The 15,945-nt window shown below is 70.2% G+C and carries 13 protein-coding genes; 11 read left to right on the forward strand and 2 right to left on the reverse strand.

Translation table 11 applies throughout. From position 1 onward, the window contains the following. Positions 1-39 precede the first annotated feature (39 nt). Genes KZX45_RS12505 through KZX45_RS12520 form a run of 4 tightly spaced genes read left to right on the forward strand, consistent with a single transcriptional unit; the run spans position 40 to position 5,764 of the window. Positions 40-1,035, forward strand: a complete 996-nt coding sequence (locus KZX45_RS12505; protein ID WP_248258078.1) for a carbohydrate ABC transporter permease — start codon at positions 40-42, stop codon at positions 1,033-1,035. After that, complete coding sequence (locus KZX45_RS12510) at positions 1,035-1,940, forward strand: carbohydrate ABC transporter permease (RefSeq protein WP_248258079.1); 906 nt, start codon at positions 1,035-1,037, stop codon at positions 1,938-1,940. Before KZX45_RS12505 ends, KZX45_RS12510 begins: the two co-directional genes overlap by 1 nt. Continuing rightward, positions 1,941-4,292 carry an alpha-xylosidase gene (gene yicI, locus KZX45_RS12515; protein ID WP_248258080.1) on the forward strand — a complete coding sequence of 784 codons (2,352 nt, stop codon included), beginning with the start codon at positions 1,941-1,943 and terminating at the stop codon, positions 4,290-4,292. Then, positions 4,289-5,764, forward strand: coding sequence for a GH1 family beta-glucosidase (locus KZX45_RS12520; RefSeq protein WP_248258081.1), 1,476 nt, complete (start codon positions 4,289-4,291; stop codon positions 5,762-5,764). Before yicI ends, KZX45_RS12520 begins: the two co-directional genes overlap by 4 nt. 24 nt (positions 5,765-5,788) lie before the next feature. On the opposite strand, the gene KZX45_RS12525 is transcribed toward KZX45_RS12520, so the two are convergent. Both KZX45_RS12525 and KZX45_RS12530 read right to left on the reverse strand, forming a co-directional pair. Next, positions 5,789-6,307, reverse strand: a complete 519-nt coding sequence (locus KZX45_RS12525) for a pyridoxamine 5'-phosphate oxidase family protein (RefSeq protein WP_248258082.1) — start codon at positions 6,305-6,307, stop codon at positions 5,789-5,791. Between the two features lie 120 nt (positions 6,308-6,427). Next, entirely contained in the window at positions 6,428-7,207 is a 780-nt protein-coding gene (locus KZX45_RS12530; protein WP_248258083.1) for a hypothetical protein, read from the reverse strand. Positions 7,208-7,431: 224 nt separating this feature from the next. Between KZX45_RS12530 and KZX45_RS12535 the strand changes: the two genes are divergently transcribed. From KZX45_RS12535 to KZX45_RS12565, 7 genes are all read left to right on the forward strand, one after another. After that, a complete protein-coding gene (locus KZX45_RS12535) occupies positions 7,432-8,004 on the forward strand; it encodes a TetR/AcrR family transcriptional regulator (protein ID WP_248258084.1) in 573 nt (190 codons plus the stop codon). A gap of 125 nt (positions 8,005-8,129) precedes the next feature. Then, positions 8,130-9,032: a branched-chain amino acid ABC transporter permease gene (locus tag KZX45_RS12540; protein WP_248258085.1), complete on the forward strand. Its 903-nt coding sequence runs from the start codon at positions 8,130-8,132 to the stop codon at positions 9,030-9,032. Beyond that, positions 8,981-10,219, forward strand: coding sequence for an ABC transporter substrate-binding protein (locus tag KZX45_RS12545; protein ID WP_248258086.1), 1,239 nt, complete (start codon positions 8,981-8,983; stop codon positions 10,217-10,219). The genes KZX45_RS12540 and KZX45_RS12545 overlap by 52 nt, the downstream gene beginning before the upstream one ends. Further along, complete coding sequence (locus KZX45_RS12550) at positions 10,216-11,955, forward strand: ATP-binding cassette domain-containing protein (RefSeq protein ID WP_248258087.1); 1,740 nt, start codon at positions 10,216-10,218, stop codon at positions 11,953-11,955. The genes KZX45_RS12545 and KZX45_RS12550 overlap by 4 nt, the downstream gene beginning before the upstream one ends. After that, a complete protein-coding gene (locus tag KZX45_RS12555; RefSeq protein ID WP_248258088.1) occupies positions 11,955-12,644 on the forward strand; it encodes an ABC transporter ATP-binding protein in 690 nt (229 codons plus the stop codon). The genes KZX45_RS12550 and KZX45_RS12555 overlap by 1 nt, the downstream gene beginning before the upstream one ends. Positions 12,645-12,670: 26 nt before the next feature. After that, a complete protein-coding gene (locus KZX45_RS12560; RefSeq protein WP_248258089.1) occupies positions 12,671-14,116 on the forward strand; it encodes an amidase family protein in 1,446 nt (481 codons plus the stop codon). Between the two features lie 118 nt (positions 14,117-14,234). Next, positions 14,235-15,920, forward strand: a complete 1,686-nt coding sequence (locus tag KZX45_RS12565; RefSeq protein WP_248258090.1) for a long-chain-fatty-acid--CoA ligase — start codon at positions 14,235-14,237, stop codon at positions 15,918-15,920. The last annotated feature ends 25 nt before the right edge of the window (positions 15,921-15,945 follow it).

Consider the following 15,945-nt stretch of genomic DNA (forward strand, 5'->3'; position numbering starts at 1 on the left):
GCACCACCTCCCACCCGACCGCCACGCGAGGAGACCCCCATGGCGAGCGCCACGGCGCCGGCCGTGCCGACGAGTCCGGCCGCGCCGACGAGCCCGGCCGCGCCGAAGAAGCGGCACGACCGGAACGGCCTGATCCCGGGCCTGAGCCGGAACAGCTACTGGATCTACCTGGTTCCGGGTCTGATCCTGCTCACCCTCATCATCATCGTTCCGCTGGCGTGGAACGTGTACCTGACCTTCACCTCGTACCGCGGCATCAAGCCGCCGGAGTGGATCGGGCTGGAGAACTGGTCCCGGCTCCTCGCCGACGAGGTGTTCTGGACGTCGTTCCAGAACTCCCTCGCGATGGTCCTGGCCATGGTGGTCGTCCCGACCCTGCTGGGGCTCCTCCTGGCCGCCATGCTCTTCGACCTGGTGGGCCGCAAGTTCGGCGGGAGGGTGGCGAGCTTCCTCCGTGCCACCTACTACCTGCCGCAGATCCTGCCCACGGTGATCGCCGCGATCGTCATCGGCTGGATCCTGCGCCCGGAGAACGGCGCCCTGAACCAGGTGCTCGACGCCGTCGGCCTCGACGCCCTGCAGCGCAACTGGCTGGGCAGCCCGGACACCGCGCTCGTCTCGATCATGGTGGTGCTCGTCTGGGTGCAGATCGGCTACCCGGTGGTCATCTTCATGGCCGCCCTGCAGCGGGTCGACCCCGAGCTCTACGAGGCCGCCGAGCTCGACGGCGCCAACTGGTTCCAGCGCTTCCGCGCCATCACGGTGGGCATCATCCGGCCGGAGATCTTCGTCGTCGTCCTGACCTGCACCATCGCGGCCCTGAAGGTCTTCGGCCCGGTCTACGCCCTCACCGGCGGCGGCCCCGGCACCTCGACGATCGTCCCGGCCTACTACGCGTACTCCGAGTTCTTCCAGTCCCAGCGGGTCGGCTACGGCGCCACGATCGCCACCGCCCTCACCGCCGTCATCGCCGTGGTCGCCGTCGCCTTCATCGTCGTGCAGACCCGGCTCGAGCGCCGGGAGGAGCAGGGCTGATGGCCACCACCGCAGAACTGCTCGACACCGAGGCCGCCGCGCCGTCGTTGTCCCCGCCGCGCAGGATCCGCGGCGACCGCAAGCGCCGCTCCGCCGGCGACTGGATCGTCCTCGCCCTCGCGGTGCTGTTCGGGCTGGTCGTCGCCGTGCCGTTCCTGATGATCCTCGTCAACTCGTTCAAGTCCCCGGCCGACTACAACGCCTCCGGACCGCTGAGCCTGCCCACGAGCCTGTACACCGACGGCCTCGTCGCGTTCTGGGAGCGCGTGAACTTCCCGGAGAAGCTGTGGAACAGCTTCTTCATCTCCGGGACGGTCGCCGTCCTCGCCGTCGCCCTCTCGGTCCTGAACGCCTTCGCCCTGGGCATCGGGCGCGTCAAGGGCCGCACCTGGATCGTGGTGCTGATCCTGCTGGCCAACATGCTGCCGCAGGAGGTGCTGCTCTACCCCCTGTACTTCAGGTTCAAGGAGGTCGGGCTCTACGACAACGTTTGGTCGGTGATCATCATCTTCACCGTCGTCCAGAGCGCGTTCGGCACCTACCTGCTCGCGTCGGTCTTCGGCACGTTCCCCAAGGAGCTCCTCGAGGCGGCCTCCCTCGACGGCGCCAGCCGCCGCACCATCCTGTGGCGCGTCGTCTACCCCATCTCGCGGCCCACGCTCGCCGTGCTGCTGATCTTCTTCTTCATCTGGACCTGGAACGAGTTCCTCATCCCGCTGACGTTCCTGGTCTCCAACGCCACCCAGACGGTGCCCGTGGCCATCACGGTCCTCCAGGGCGACCGGCTCATGGACGTCACCACCACGAGCGCCTCGGCGCTGCTCGGGCTCATCCCCACGCTCATCTTCTTCCTCATCTTCCAACGCACCCTCACCCGGGGCATCACCGCAGGAGCCGTGAAGTAAATGAAGTTCACCGACGGGTTCTGGCACACGCGGCCGGGCGTCGACGCCCAGTACGCGGCCGAGGCCTACGACATCGAGGCCAGGGACGACGCCGACGGCGGCCGCCTCGTGGTCCTCGCCCCGACCCGGGTCGTCACCGGCCGCGGCGACACCCTCAACCGCGCCCTGCTGACGGTGACCCTGTCCAGCCCGCTCGAGGGCGTGGTGAAGGTCCGCATCGAGCACCACCGCGGCGCTCGCACCACCCCGGGCTTCGACCTTCTCGGCGCCGAGCCCGGCCACGGCGTCGCCGTCGCCGGCCCGTCCGGCGGGACGCTCGAGACCGGGCCGCTGCGGGCCCGGGTCTCCCCCGGCGACCCCTGGGACCTGACGTTCGAGGCGGACGGCACGGTGCTGACCCGCTCCGGCCACAAGTCGATCGGCTACGTCACCCTCTCCCCCGACGCCCCCGTCGCCGCCGACCCGGCCGGGGTGGCGGGAGTGACGACGACGGGCAGGGCGCCGTCGTCGGCCTACCTCCACAACCAGCTCTGCCTCGGCGTCGGCGAGCTCGTCTACGGCCTCGGCGAGCGCTTCGGCCCGCTGGTCAAGAACGGCCAGAGCGTCGACATCTGGAACGCCGACGGCGGCACCTCCAGCGAGCAGGCCTACAAGAACGTGCCGTTCTACCTCACCAACCGCGGCTACGGGGTGCTGGTCAACCACCCCGAGCACGTGTCCTTCGAGGTGGGCAGCGAGGCGGTCGAGCAGGTCCAGTTCTCCGTGCCCGGCGAGGCGCTGGAGTACCTGGTGGTCTACGGCCCCACCCCCGCGCAGGTCCTCGAGCGGTACACGGCCCTGACCGGCCGGCCCGCGAAGGTGCCGGCGTGGTCCTACGGGCTGTGGCTCTCGACGTCGTTCACCACCGACTACGACGAGGCCACCGTCAACCGGTTCATCGACGGCATGGCCGAGCGCGACCTGCCGCTGAGCGTCTTCCACTTCGACACGTTCTGGATGCGGGACTTCTCCTGGACCGACTTCGAGTGGGACCCGCGCGTCTTCCCCGACCCGGAGGGCATGCTCGCCCGGCTCCACGAGCGCGGCCTGAAGGTCAGCGCCTGGCTCAACCCCTACATCGCCCAGCGCGGCGCCCTCTTCGACGAGGCCTCGGCCGCCGGCTACCTCGTGCGCCGCCCGGACGGCAGCGTCTGGCAGTGGGACAGGTGGCAGGCGGGCATGGGCCTGGTGGACTTCACCAACCCGGCCGCGCGCGACTGGTACCAGGACAAGGTCCGCGCCCTCCTGGCCCAGGGCGTCGACACCATCAAGACCGACTTCGGCGAGCGCGTGCCCACCGACGTCGTCTGGCACGACGGCTCCGACCCCGGCGCCATGCACAACTGGTACACCCAGCTCTACAACGAGGCCGTCTTCGAGGTGCTCAAGGAGGTGCGCGGGGAGGGCGACGCCGTCGTCTTCGCCCGCTCGGCCACCGTGGGCGGGCACCGGCTCCCGGTGCACTGGGGCGGGGACAACTCCTCCAGCTTCGAGTCCATGGCCGAGTCGCTGCGCGGCGGGCTCTCCCTCACGCTGAGCGGGTTCTCCTTCTGGAGCCACGACATCGGCGGCTTCGAGGGCAAGCCCGACCCGGCGGTGTTCAAGCGCTGGGTGGCGTTCGGGCTCATGTCCAGCCACTCGCGCCTCCACGGGTCGCAGAACTACCGGGTGCCGTGGGCGTTCGACGACGACTCCGCGCGCGAGGCCGACGGCCAGGACGCCGTCTCGGTCACCCGCCGGTTCACCAGGCTCAAGCTCGAGCTGATGCCGTACCTGTACCAGGCCGGCGTCGAGGCCCACGAGCGGGGCGTCCCCGTCATGCGGGCCATGGCGCTGGAGTTCCCCGGCGACCCGGCCGTGGAGTACCTCGACCGGCAGTACCTGCTCGGCCGCGACCTGCTCGTGGCGCCGGTCTTCTCCGCCGAGGGCGACGTCACCTACTACCTGCCCGCCGGGACGTGGACGAACCTGCTCACCGGGGAGAGCGCCGGCGGCGGCTGGCGCACCGAGCGGCACGACTTCTCCTCCCTGCCGCTGTGGGTGCGCGAGGACGCCGTGCTCGTCACCGGGCCCGGCGCCGAGCGGCCGGACTACGACTACGCGGACGACCCGCTGGTCACCGTCTACCCCGGCACCGCCGACCGCACGGTCGCCGTCACCCACCCTGAGACGGGCGAGGTGACGACGGTCGCCGTCGTCCGGTCCGACGGCGGAGCCACCGTCACCGCCTCCCCGGCGGTGCCGTTCCGGGCCCGGCTCGCCGGGGGCGAGACGGTCGAGGCTTCCGGCGGCACCGCGGAGGTGCGCGCATGAGCGCCGCCGACCTGGCGCCGGGCGACGACTACCGCGGCAGCGGGCTGCGGTTCCCCGTGGGCTTCGTGCTCGGCTCGGCCACCGCCTCCTACCAGATCGAGGGCGCCGCGCAGGAGGACGGGCGCGGCCCGAGCATCTGGGACACCTTCAGCCACACCCCGGGCAGGGTCTGGAACGGCGACACCGGCGACGTGGCGGACGACCACTACCACCGCCTCGACGAGGACCTCGACCTGATGGCCGACCTCGGGCTGCACGCCTACCGGTTCTCGATCGCCTGGCCCCGGATCCAGCCAACGGGCCGTGGCCCGGCGAACCGGGCGGGCCTGGACTTCTACTCCCGGCTCGTCGACGGCCTGCTCGTCCGCGGCATCCGGCCGATCGCCACGCTCTACCACTGGGACCTGCCCCAGGCGCTCGAGGACGGGGACGGCTGGACCAGCCGCGCGACGTCCGAGGCGTTCGCCGACTACGCCGCGCTCGTCGGCGGCGCGCTCGGCGACCGGGTGGCCACCTGGACCACGCTGAACGAGCCGTGGTGCTCCGCCTACCTCGGGTACGGGTCGGGCGCGCACGCCCCGGGCCGCACCGAGCCGGCGTCGGCCCTGGCGGCCGTGCACCATCTCAACCTCGCCCACGGGCTCGGGCTGCAGGCGCTGCGGAGCGTGGTGACGGCCCAGGCCGAGTACTCCGTCACGCTCAACCTGCACGTGTTCCGCGGCTTCGGCGACGGCGCGGAGGAGGCGGTGCGCCAGGTGGACGGCCTGGCCAACCGGGTCTTCCTGCAGCCCATGCTGGAGGGCAGCTACCCCGCGGACGTGCTGGCCGACACCGCCTCGGTGACCGACTGGTCGTTCGTGCGCGACGGCGACGCCCGGGCGATCTGCCAGCCGCTCGACGTCCTCGGGGTCAACTACTACTCCACCACCGGCGTGCGCCTGTGGGACGGGGTCTCGCCGCGGGAGATGAACGACGGCCACAAGGACGCCGGCGGCTCGCCCTGGCCGGGCGCCGACCGGGTGGAGTTCCTCCGCCTGCCCGGCCCGTACACGGCGATGGGCTGGAACATCGAGCCCGCCGGCCTCGAGGAGCTGCTCGTCTCGATCTCGCGGCGCTACCCGTCCCTGCCGCTCATGGTGACCGAGAACGGGGCCGCGTTCGACGACGAGGTGGTCGAGGACCTCACCCGGCCGACCGGCGTCGCCGTTCACGACGACGACCGGATCGACTATCTGCGCCGGCACCTGACGGCGTGCCACCGGGCGGTCGAGCGCGGCGTCGACCTGCGCGGCTACCTCGTCTGGTCCCTGCTCGACAACTTCGAGTGGGGCTACGGCTACTCCAAGCGGTTCGGCGTCGTCCGCGTCGACTACGACACCCTCGAGCGCCTGCCGAAGGACAGCGCCCTGTGGTTCGCCGAGCTGGCCCGCACCAGCCGGCTCCCCGCCGCGGACCCGGTCCGCACCGCGTAGCCCGGCCCGCGCCTGCGGGTGGTGTCAGCTGATCGGTCGACCCGAGCCCTGCCGCTGGCGTTCGTCCCGCTGCCGGACGAGCTCCTCGACGGCGCTCGGGAGCGTCGTCTCGAAGTCGATGAGCTTGACCCAGGTGGGCGTCACGACGATCCGGACCATGCCGTCGTAGAGCGAGCGGACCTCGGCCTCCCAGTGGACCCGTTGCTCGGGCGTCATCTCGTAGGTGCCGTTCATCTGCAGGTACTCCTCCGGGATGCCGTCGACGACGTCCAGCTCGGCCCGGCCGCGGACCAGCAGGATCTTCGGCGGGTGCACCTCGGTGTCGATCGTCAGGGCGACCGCGGGGTGGTGGCGCAGGGGCGGGAGCTTCGGCGCGTTCTTCGTCGTGCACATGACGATCGCCGCACCGTTCCAGGTGAAGCCGATCGGGACGACGCGCGGCGTGCCGTCCTCGGCGACGTAGGCCAGCCGGGTCACGTCACGGGCCAGGAGCTCCTGGCTGGTCGGGTGGTTGAGAATCTCGGCGATCTTGTTCGGCTCCACGGTCAATCTCCTTCGTCAGACGGCCGCCGGCCGTCGTGCCCACTCGTCCCTGAGACGGAGCCGACGCCGGAAACTCGACATCAGAAGCGTGCTCGGTTTCAGGAGCTCTCGCGTGAGCCCTCAGGGGGTGAACCGTGCCGGCGAGGGCGTGTCCGTCGCGATGGAGATGACGTCCGTCGTGATCCCGTAGAAGCCCCACGCGACCATGAGGACGAACAGCACCCGGCCCGCCACCGTGACGGCGTCGCTGCGCCAGAACCGCACCGCCGCCCCCGACCGGCTGAGACCGAACGCGACCAGGACCGGCAGGGCGACGACGACCAGGGCGAGGTTCAGCGCGGCGGCACCGAGCCCGAGCACCAGCCACGCCGGGGCGCGGCGCGCCCAGCCACTCTCCAACCGGTCGATCGCCGACGGCGCGAGAAGCCCGAACAGGGTGGGGACGGCGACGAACGAGACTACGGCGAGCCACTCCGGCTGCAGCACCGAGTAGTCGAACGACGGGTGGTCGTGCACGAGGAACGCCCCGCCGATGTTGCCGACGAACAGCGCGAAGAGTCCCGCCCTGCCGCGCCGGGACGGCGGCAGCACGCGACGTACCCACAGGTAGACCAGGCCCGCGATCGCGCCGAGCGCGACGGTCGTGACGAGGAGCGTGAGCGTGCCGCCCAGCGAGATCTCACCCACCGGCTGGATGTCGTCGGTCAGCCGCCCCTGCGCCGACTCCGGCGAGGTCGCCGCCAGCAGCCGCATGAGCAGCCGGCCCAGCACGCCGCCGACGAGCAGCCCGACCACCCCGCCCCCGACGGCCCCCGCGGCCAGCGTGCGCCAGAACGCCAGCGCCGTCGGGCGCGTGCCCTCCCGGCCGGGGCCTGCGAATTTGTCCTTGACCAACGCCATGCGTGCCTCCGGTTCCGCTCCGACCCCCTCCGAGGCACACAGGATGTCGGCGGCGGACCGCCGTGTCAGCGAGTTGGAGCGGCACCGGCGCAGCCCTGTCCGGCGCGGCAGCACTCTCGGTATTCGGATGCCAGACTTCGGGACTTCACATATGGGCTCAAAGTACGCTGGGGCGTCCTCGGGGGCAGGGGCCAGCAGCACTCAGAACTGAGGAAGGTAGCGAGATGCGCAGCGACGCGCAGCAGAACCGTCTCCGTCTTGTAAGAGCCACCCGCGACGTCGTCGGGTGGGCCGGCTCCACTGACGTCAGCGTCCGCGACATCGCCAACGCTGCGGGGGTCAGCCTCGCCACCCTGTACCGCAACTTCGACGGCAAGCACGCCCTGATCGACGAGGTGTCGATCCAGCGGTGGTCCCGCATGGCGGAGCTCGCCCGGGAGCGACGGCCCGACGAGGAGCCCGTCGACCATGTCCTTCGGATCCTGGAGACCTACACGCGGATGACCACCCGCGATCACCGGTTCATCCGCGGGGCCGGTATCGAGGTAGGGACCACTCCGGTGCTGCACATCAGGGCCGCGTTCGAACCCGACTTCGCGACGTCGTGGGTAGCCGCGCAGTCAGGGGGTTACATCCGGCGCACCGCTGATCCCCGCGACGCGATCGACATGGCCGGTGTGATCCGCGATCCCCAACGCCGGGTCTCGATGCTGGCGATGCTCGCCGGCGGCCTCTGCACGGACAAGGTGGACGTCGCCGACTTCGCGGCCAAGGCGGTCTCTCGCCACTGGAAGTGAGAAGCAGTCGGGCGTGACGTCTCAGTTGCTTCTGCGGCCCCCCTGCCGGGTGACAGCATCCCGGCCATGCCCGTCGACGTGTCCCAAGTCACCTCGGTCCTGGCGCTCCCCGAGGGGAGCTCCTGATGGACACCGTGGTCTCCCTCGCCCTCGCAGTCGTGTCCCTGTTCGGGTTCTACGCACTTCTCGCTCTCAGCCTCGGCATCATCTTCGGCCAGCTGGGTGTCGTGAACGTCGCGCACGGCGAGTTCGTCATGGTGGGCGCCTTCACCATGTATGCGCTCGCCGGCGTCCCGTTCCTGCTGCGGGTCGCCGTCGCCGTCGTCGTCGGCCTCGTGCTCGGCGTGCTGACCGAACGACTGGTGCTGGCCAAGCTGTACGCCCGAGGTTTCCTCGCCACGCTCCTTGCGATGTGGGGCGTTGCGATCGTCCTGCGTCAGGGCGCCGACGCGATCTTCGGCTCCACACCGGCATCGGTGGCTGCCCCGATCGCCGGCACCGTCGACATCTTCGGCGTCAGCTACCCCACGTACCGGTTGGTCGCGACCGCGGTCTGCCTGGGCGTCGTCGCCGTCTCGCTGTTCGTCATCTACCGCACGAGTTTCGGCCTCAACATCCGCGCGACTGTCGACAACAGGGAGATGGCGGCGCTGCTCGGGATCCCGCCCGCGTTCATGATGACCGCCGGATTCGCCGTCGGTACGGCGATCGCCGTCCTGGCCGGTGCTGTCCAGAGCCCGATGCTCGGCGTCACACCCAACGTGGGCGCCTCGTTCCTGGCGCCAGCCTTCTTCGCGGTGCTGCTCGGGCGGCCCGGATCACTTCCCGGATCCATCGTCGGTGCCTTCATCGTCGCCGTGCTCAGCACGGTTCTGCGGACCTACCTCTCCGAGACGGCCGCACAGTTCGTCCTGTTCGCACTACTGATCGTGCTCATCGCCGCCCGTCCGAACGGGCTGACCTGGAGGAAACCACAATGGCTCAGCAAGTCTTCAGCATCCGTGGCCGCACAGCCGGGCGCGGCATGAGGTCCGCCCGCGCTCCGCTCGCCGCTGTCGTCGGTGCAAGCACTCTCCTCCTGGCCGCATGCGGTGCTGCTGTCAGCGAGACCTCGGGTGAATCGTCCGAGGACGGCCTCAAGATCGGCCTCATCGCGCCCGTCACTGGACCGGTCGTCCCCGAGGGCACAGCGCTTCAACGCGGCTTCGAGCTCGGTGTCGAGAGGATCAACGACGAGGGCGGGGTGCTCGGCCAGCCCGTCGAGTTCGTCATGGTCGACGACGAGGCGAACGTCTCGAAGTCCACCCAGCTCGCCCAGCGCCTGATCAACCAGGACCAGGTCGACATCCTCTTCGGCACGATCCCCGGCGACACGGCCGGTGCTGTCGCCGAGGTCTCCGCGGAGGCGAAGGTGCCGTTCGCCACGGCGATCATGGGTGACGCCCCGTTCTGCGGTGACTACTTCTTCTCGTTCGGGGAGCCGGACCAGACGATGCTCGAGGGCGTCGTGCCGCACATGCTCGAGCAGTACGGATCGAACGTCGCGCTCGTCGGCAACGACTACGTGTTCCCACGCAACTACAACGCCAAGGCCCGGGCAATGATCGAGGAGGCTGGCGGGTCGGTCGTCGTCGAGGAGTATTCCCCGCTCGGCACGACCGACTGGCAGCCGGTGCTGCGGAAGATCGACGGTGCCTCGCCCGACTGGATCCTCTCGGCGGTGGTCGGAGGCGACGCGGTCACCCTCGTGACCCAGGCCGACCAGGCCGGTCTCCTCGACGACACCGGATTCAGCGGGATCAGCCTGATCCAGGAATTCTATCCAAGTCTCACCACCAAGACCGAGGGCATGGTTCTCAGCGGGCGGTACTCCGACCAGCTCGAGGGCGAGGCGAACGCCGACTTCGTGGAGAAGTACCGGGAGACCTACGACTTCCAGGACCCGATCCCGTCGGTCGCTGCGAACGCCTACGAGGGCGTCCAGGCGATCGCCCGCGCTGTCGAGGAGGCGGGCACCACCGACGCTGACGCAGTGGCTGACGCGCTCGCACAGACGACCGTCGAGGACGGTGTCTTCGGGAACGGCCGTTTCACGGAGGACCACTACTTCGTCACCGACATGTACCTCTTCGAGATTCAGCCGGGCGGCGCCTACGCCCCGATCGAGGAGCTCGGAGCGCTGGACACCCTCCCGCCCAACCCTGCCTGCTCATGAACCTCTCACCTCGCATCGCGCGGATCCAGCGCCGTCACCTCCTCGGCCTCGCAGTTGCCGTGGTCGCGCTCGCCGCCGCGCCGTTCATCCTGACCTCGTACCCGCTCTCGCTGCTGACCCTCTCGCTGGCCTACGGCTTGTTCGCGTTCGGGCTCGACCTCGCGTGGGGCCGGGCCGGCGTGATCAGCATCGGGCACGCCGCATTCTTCGGCGTGGGGGCCTACGGCGTCGCCATTGCGACCGAGCGCGAAATCCCGCTGCTCCTCGCCATCCCGGTCACCGTCGCTCTGACCGCGGTCATCGCCTTCGCCGTCGGCCTGGCCGGTCTGCGCCGGGGCACGTCGCCATCCACCATGGCCGTCCTGACCCTCGCCCTGACACTCCTGGCCGAGCAGGCGGCACGGTCGCTGCTCAGTCTCACCAACGGCTCGAACGGCCTGTTCGTCGGGTCCGGCGGGATCGTCAGCACGTACTACCGCACCGCGATCGTCGTCGCTCTGACGGTCGGCGTCGTGTGGGCCGTCCTCCTCCGGGGCCGCTTCGGGCGGCGGCTGCTGGCGGTGCGGATCAACGAGCCGCGTTCGGAGCACCTTGGCATCGACCCGCGGCGGGTCAAGATCCAGGCGTTCGTGCTCAGCGCCGTCGTGGCGGCGCTGGCCGGCGTCGTCGTGGCGCCGATCATCGGCCTCGTCTCGCCAGGGATCGCTGGAGTCGTCATGTCGACCCAGGTGCTCGTCTTCCTGGCCGTCGGCGGGCGTGGCTCCATCCTCGGCGCGTTCCTCGGGGCCGCCCTGGTGACGATCGGGCAGGAGTACCTCGGCGCCGCGATCGGGAGCTGGTACCTCTTCGTCATCGGGATCATCTTCGTGCTCGTCGTGCGGTTCGCTCCGGGCGGGCTGGTGGGTCTGGTGACGGCGAGATTGCGACGGCCCGTGTCCGAGGCCGCGGCGCAGGGTGCAGTGGTGCAGCCACCGGCAGCGCGACCGGATGTCCACGACTCGCGCCGGGCGGCCACGGACGGTGCCGCCGACAGAATGCCCGAGGCGGCGATCGAGGTCCGAGACCTGGCGAAGAGCTTCGACGCGACGCCGGTTATCCGCGGGGTAAATCTCGAGATCAATCGTGGCGAGGTGGTCTGCCTCATCGGCCCCAACGGCGCGGGCAAGACGACTCTCCTCAACCTGATCGCGGGAGACCTCCGGCCCACTAGCGGCCAGATCCGCCTCAAGGGTCAGGAGGTAGCCAGCTGGCCGCCTCACCACCGCGCCGCCCTCGGGCTCGGCCGGCTCTTCCAGACGCCCAGCGTCTACCCCGAGCTCACTCCGGCGCAGAACCTGGCGCTCGCGCAGGCCGAGGCGTACCAGTTCGTGACCCTGCCATCCGAGCTGGCGCGCTTCGCCGACATCGACGACACCCTCACCAGTGATCTCTCGCTCGCCGATCAGCGGGCACTCGAGCTCGCCCTGACGATCGCGTGGGGCCCCGAGATCGTGCTGCTGGACGAACCGGCCGCTGGGCTCTCGCACGAGGACTCCGTCCGCCTGGCAGCGACGCTCCGGGCCATCAACCAGGATCTCGGCTGCACCCTCGTCGTCGTCGAGCACGACATGGACATCGTGCGGCAGCTCGGCGACCGGGTGGTCGTCCTAGCCGAGGGCCGGGTACTTGTGAGCGGTGACATGGACGAAGTGGCCAGCCACGACGAGGTGCGGGCTGCCTACATAGGAGCGGTCTGATGCTGAAGCTCGAACACATGACGGCCGGTTACGGCAAGACCCGGATCGTCGACGACGTCGACCTGGAAATCCCTGCCGGAGAGGTGGTGGCCCTCCTGGGCCGCAACGGCATGGGTAAGACCACACTGCTGCGAAGCATGTTCGGTCTCTGTGACGTCTTCTCCGGCAGGCTGACGATGGACACGACCCATCTGCCGCTGGAACGTCCGGAGCGACTCGCCCAGCACGGCCTCTCGTTCATGCCTGACCATCGCGGCGTCTTCCCAAGCCTGTCCGTCGAGGAGAACCTGCGCCTTGCACGGCGTCGGACCTACACCCCGCCGGTCGACGTCTTCGAGCTCTTTCCCCTGCTCCGGGATCGCGCTCGGCAGCTCGCTGGGGTGCTCTCCGGAGGCCAGAAGCAACAGCTCGGCCTGGCTCGCGCGATGCTCGGAGGCGAGCGGCTCATCGTCGTCGACGAGTTCTCCCAGGGTTTGCAGCCCTCCATCGCAAAGGCTGCGCTGGAGGCACTACGCACGATCGCGGACACCGGGGTGAGCGTGCTGCTCGTGGAGCAGGGCCCTCAGCTCCCGCTCGCGTACGCCGACCGCATCATCGGCATGGTCAAGGGCCGCATCGTCTTCGACGAGCAGGTGCCCGGCCTCCGAGCCAACCCCGAGCCACTGACGAACCTGCTCGTCGTCGGCTAGTCCACCCGAAGGAAAGGAACACAACAGTGCCCGACGAGATCTGGCAGTGGTCGGCCGTCCAGACGGCCGACGCCATCAGGAACGGACTGATCAGCTCCCGCGAGGCGGTCGCCTCGACACTTCAGCGGATCGAGGAGGTGAACCCGGTCGTCAACGCCCTGGCAGAGGTGCTGTCGGACGACGCCCTGGCCGCCGCCGACCAGGCGGACACCTTACGGATGTCCGGTGCGCCTCTCGGACCGCTCCACGGCGTCCCCGTGACGACCAAGATCAACAGCGACCAGGCTGGCCGCGCGACGACGAACGGGGTGGGCGCGTTCCGGGACGCCGTCGTCGAGGTCGACGCCCCGCACATCGAGAACCTCCGGGCCGCCGGCGCCGTCTTCGTGGGCAGGTCCAACACGCCGTCCTTCTCCATCCGGTGGTTCACCGACAACCAGCTGCACGGCAGGACGTTCAACCCATGGGACCGGGAGCGGACACCCGGAGGCTCCAGCGGCGGCGCAGCGGCGGCGACCGCGAGCGGCATGGGGACCATCGCGCACGGGAACGACATCGGTGGCTCGATCCGCTACCCGGCGGCCGCGTGCGGCGTCGTCGGCCTCCGCCCTACCCCGGGACGGGTGCCGCACTGGTACGGCCCCTGGGACACCGACATGCTGTTGGGCACGCAGCTGATGGAGGTCGAGGGCCCGATCGCGCGGTCCGTCGCCGACGTCGAGCTCGGCCTCCGGGCCATGGCAGCGCCCAACCCCCGTGACCCCTCCTACGTGCCCGCACCGCTGCAGGGTCTTCCGCAAGGACCCCGCCGGGCCGCGGTCCTTCGCGACGTCGGCGTGGCCGCGCTCGACCCAGCGGTGGACGCCGCGATCACCACCGCAGCAGGCTGGCTCCATGACGCCGGCTACGAGGTGGAGGAGGTGGAGCTTCCGCTCTTCGCCGAGGCGTGGCGGCTCTGGTGGCAGCTGGTGCAGGGCGTCGAGTTCGAGGACCTCGGGCGGCTCATCGAACAGCATGGTGACGACGCGATCCGCAAGTCCGCGGACCTGCAGTTCGCCGTGACCAAGCGGATGCACAGCGACTTCAGCCTGGACGCCTACGTCCGGGGATACGGGCGACGGGGCACGCTCATGCGTGCGCTGCAGCTGTTCCTCCAGGACTTTCAGGTCCTTCTCACGCCCATCTCGGCCGAGCGGACGTTCGAGATCGACGCCGACGTCCAGGACGTCGACCGTATGGAGCAGGTCATCAACGCGCAGTGGCCGATGATGTCGCTGGCCTTCCTCGGGTTCCCCGGGCTCTCCGTGCCGGTGACCCTCGGGAACGGCCTTCCGATCGGCGTGCAGCTCGTCGGGCAGAAGTTCCGTGAGGACGTGCTGCTCCAGGCAGGGCGGGTGATCGAGGCGCGCAACGACGTGCCGTCGCCGATCACGCCCGCGTTCAGCGCCGCAACGGAGACGGCTCGTCTGTAGCACCGCACCGGGACGGTGCCGTGGGGAGCCAGAAGAAAGAGAGCCATCCGGCTCCCCACGGCTGTCGATGCCGACCGGCGATGCTGCGGTTACGGTCCCGTAGGTAGAGAATCGGGCCATGTCGACGACGCCGCGCCCCTGGGTCCGCTACTACCACCGCGAGACCCCCGCCGAGATCGAGCTGCCGACCACCTCGCTGGTCGAGATGTTCGAGCGGGCCGTCAAGGAGGGCGGCCGCGCCCCGGCCACGGAGTTCTTCGGCCGGCGCCACACCTACGCCGAGCTCGGCGAGATGGTCGAGCGCGCCGCCGAGGGCCTGCGCCGGCTCGGGGTCCGCCACGGCGACCGCGTCGCCCTCATCCTGCCCAACTGCCCGCAGCACGTCGTCGCCTTCTACGCCGTGCTGCGCCTGGGCGCCGTCGTCGTCGAGCACAACCCGCTCTACACCTCCCGCGAGCTGCGCCACCTCTTCGAGAGCCACGGCGCGCGCGTCGTCATCGCCTGGGACTCCGCCGTCGCCAAGATCGAGCAGTTCCCCGACGACGTCGAGATCGACCACGTCGTCGCCGTCAACCTCCTCGACGAGTTCCCGGCCACCCTGCGCGCGGCCTTGCGCCTGCCGCTCGGGTCCCTGCGCAAGAAGCGCAGGGCGCTGACCAGCCGCGCACCCGGCGCGATGCCTTGGAAGGAGCTGGTGGACGCCAGGCGGATCGACCGGCGGCACCCGCGGCCCGCCGTCGACGACCTCGCCGTCGTCCAGTACACCTCCGGCACCACCGGCCGGGCCAAGGGTGCCATGCTCACCCACCTCAACCTCTACGCCAACGCCCTCCAGGGCGCGGCGTGGATGGTCGGGGCGCGGCAGCGCAAGGAGGTCAACTACGCGATCCTGCCGATGTTCCATGCCTTCGGGATGACCATCTACCTCACCTTCGGGATCCTCAAGCAGAGCCTGCTGGTGCTGTTCCCGACCCCCGATGTCGACCTCGTCCTCAAGGCCGCCAAGAAGACCCCGCCGACCGTCTTCTCCGCCGTGCCGCCGATCTACCGCAAGACGGCGGAGGCGGCAAAGAAGCGCGGCGTCTCGCTGCGCAGCGCCAAGTTCTGCATCTCCGGGGCGATGGCGCTGACCAACGACGTCGTCGAGCTGTGGGAGTCGGTGGCCGGCGGCAAGCTCGTCGAGGGCTACGGGATGACGGAGTCCTCCCCCGTCGCGTTCGGCAACCCCTTCAACGAGCACCGGCGCACCGGCACCATCGGCGTCCCGTTCCCCTCGACCGACATGCTCGTCGTCGAGGTCGACGACCCCTCGCGCGAGGTGGCCCCCGGCCAGCCGGGCGAGCTGCTGATCTCCGGCCCGCAGGTCTTCAAGGGCTACTGGCAGGACCCGGAGGCGACGGCGCAGGCGCTGCTGCCGGGCGGGTGGCTCCGCACCGGGGACGTCGTCACCGTCGACGCGGACGGCTTCACCACCATCGTGGACCGCGCGAAGGAGCTCATCATCACCGGCGGGTTCAACGTCTCGCCGAGCGAGGTCGAGGAGGCCGTGCGCACGCACCCGGACGTCGCCGACGCCGCCGTCGTCGGGCTCCCCCAGGCCGACGGCGGGGAGACGATCGTCGCCGTCGTCGTCCTGGCCGACGGTGCCACGCTCGACGAGGAGTCGGTCCGCGAGCACTGCCGCCACCAGCTCGCCCGGTACAAGGTGCCCAAGCGGGTCGTGGCGGTGGACGCGCTGCCGAAGTCGATGCTCGGGAAGGTGCTGCGCAAGCAGGTGCGCGACGAGCTGCCCGCGAGGCTGTAGGCGCGCCGGACCGCCGGCGTCTGCA

The organism is Georgenia sp. EYE_87 (assembly GCF_023148685.1).
In the GTDB taxonomy this organism is placed as follows: Bacteria; Actinomycetota; Actinomycetes; order Actinomycetales; family Actinomycetaceae; genus Georgenia.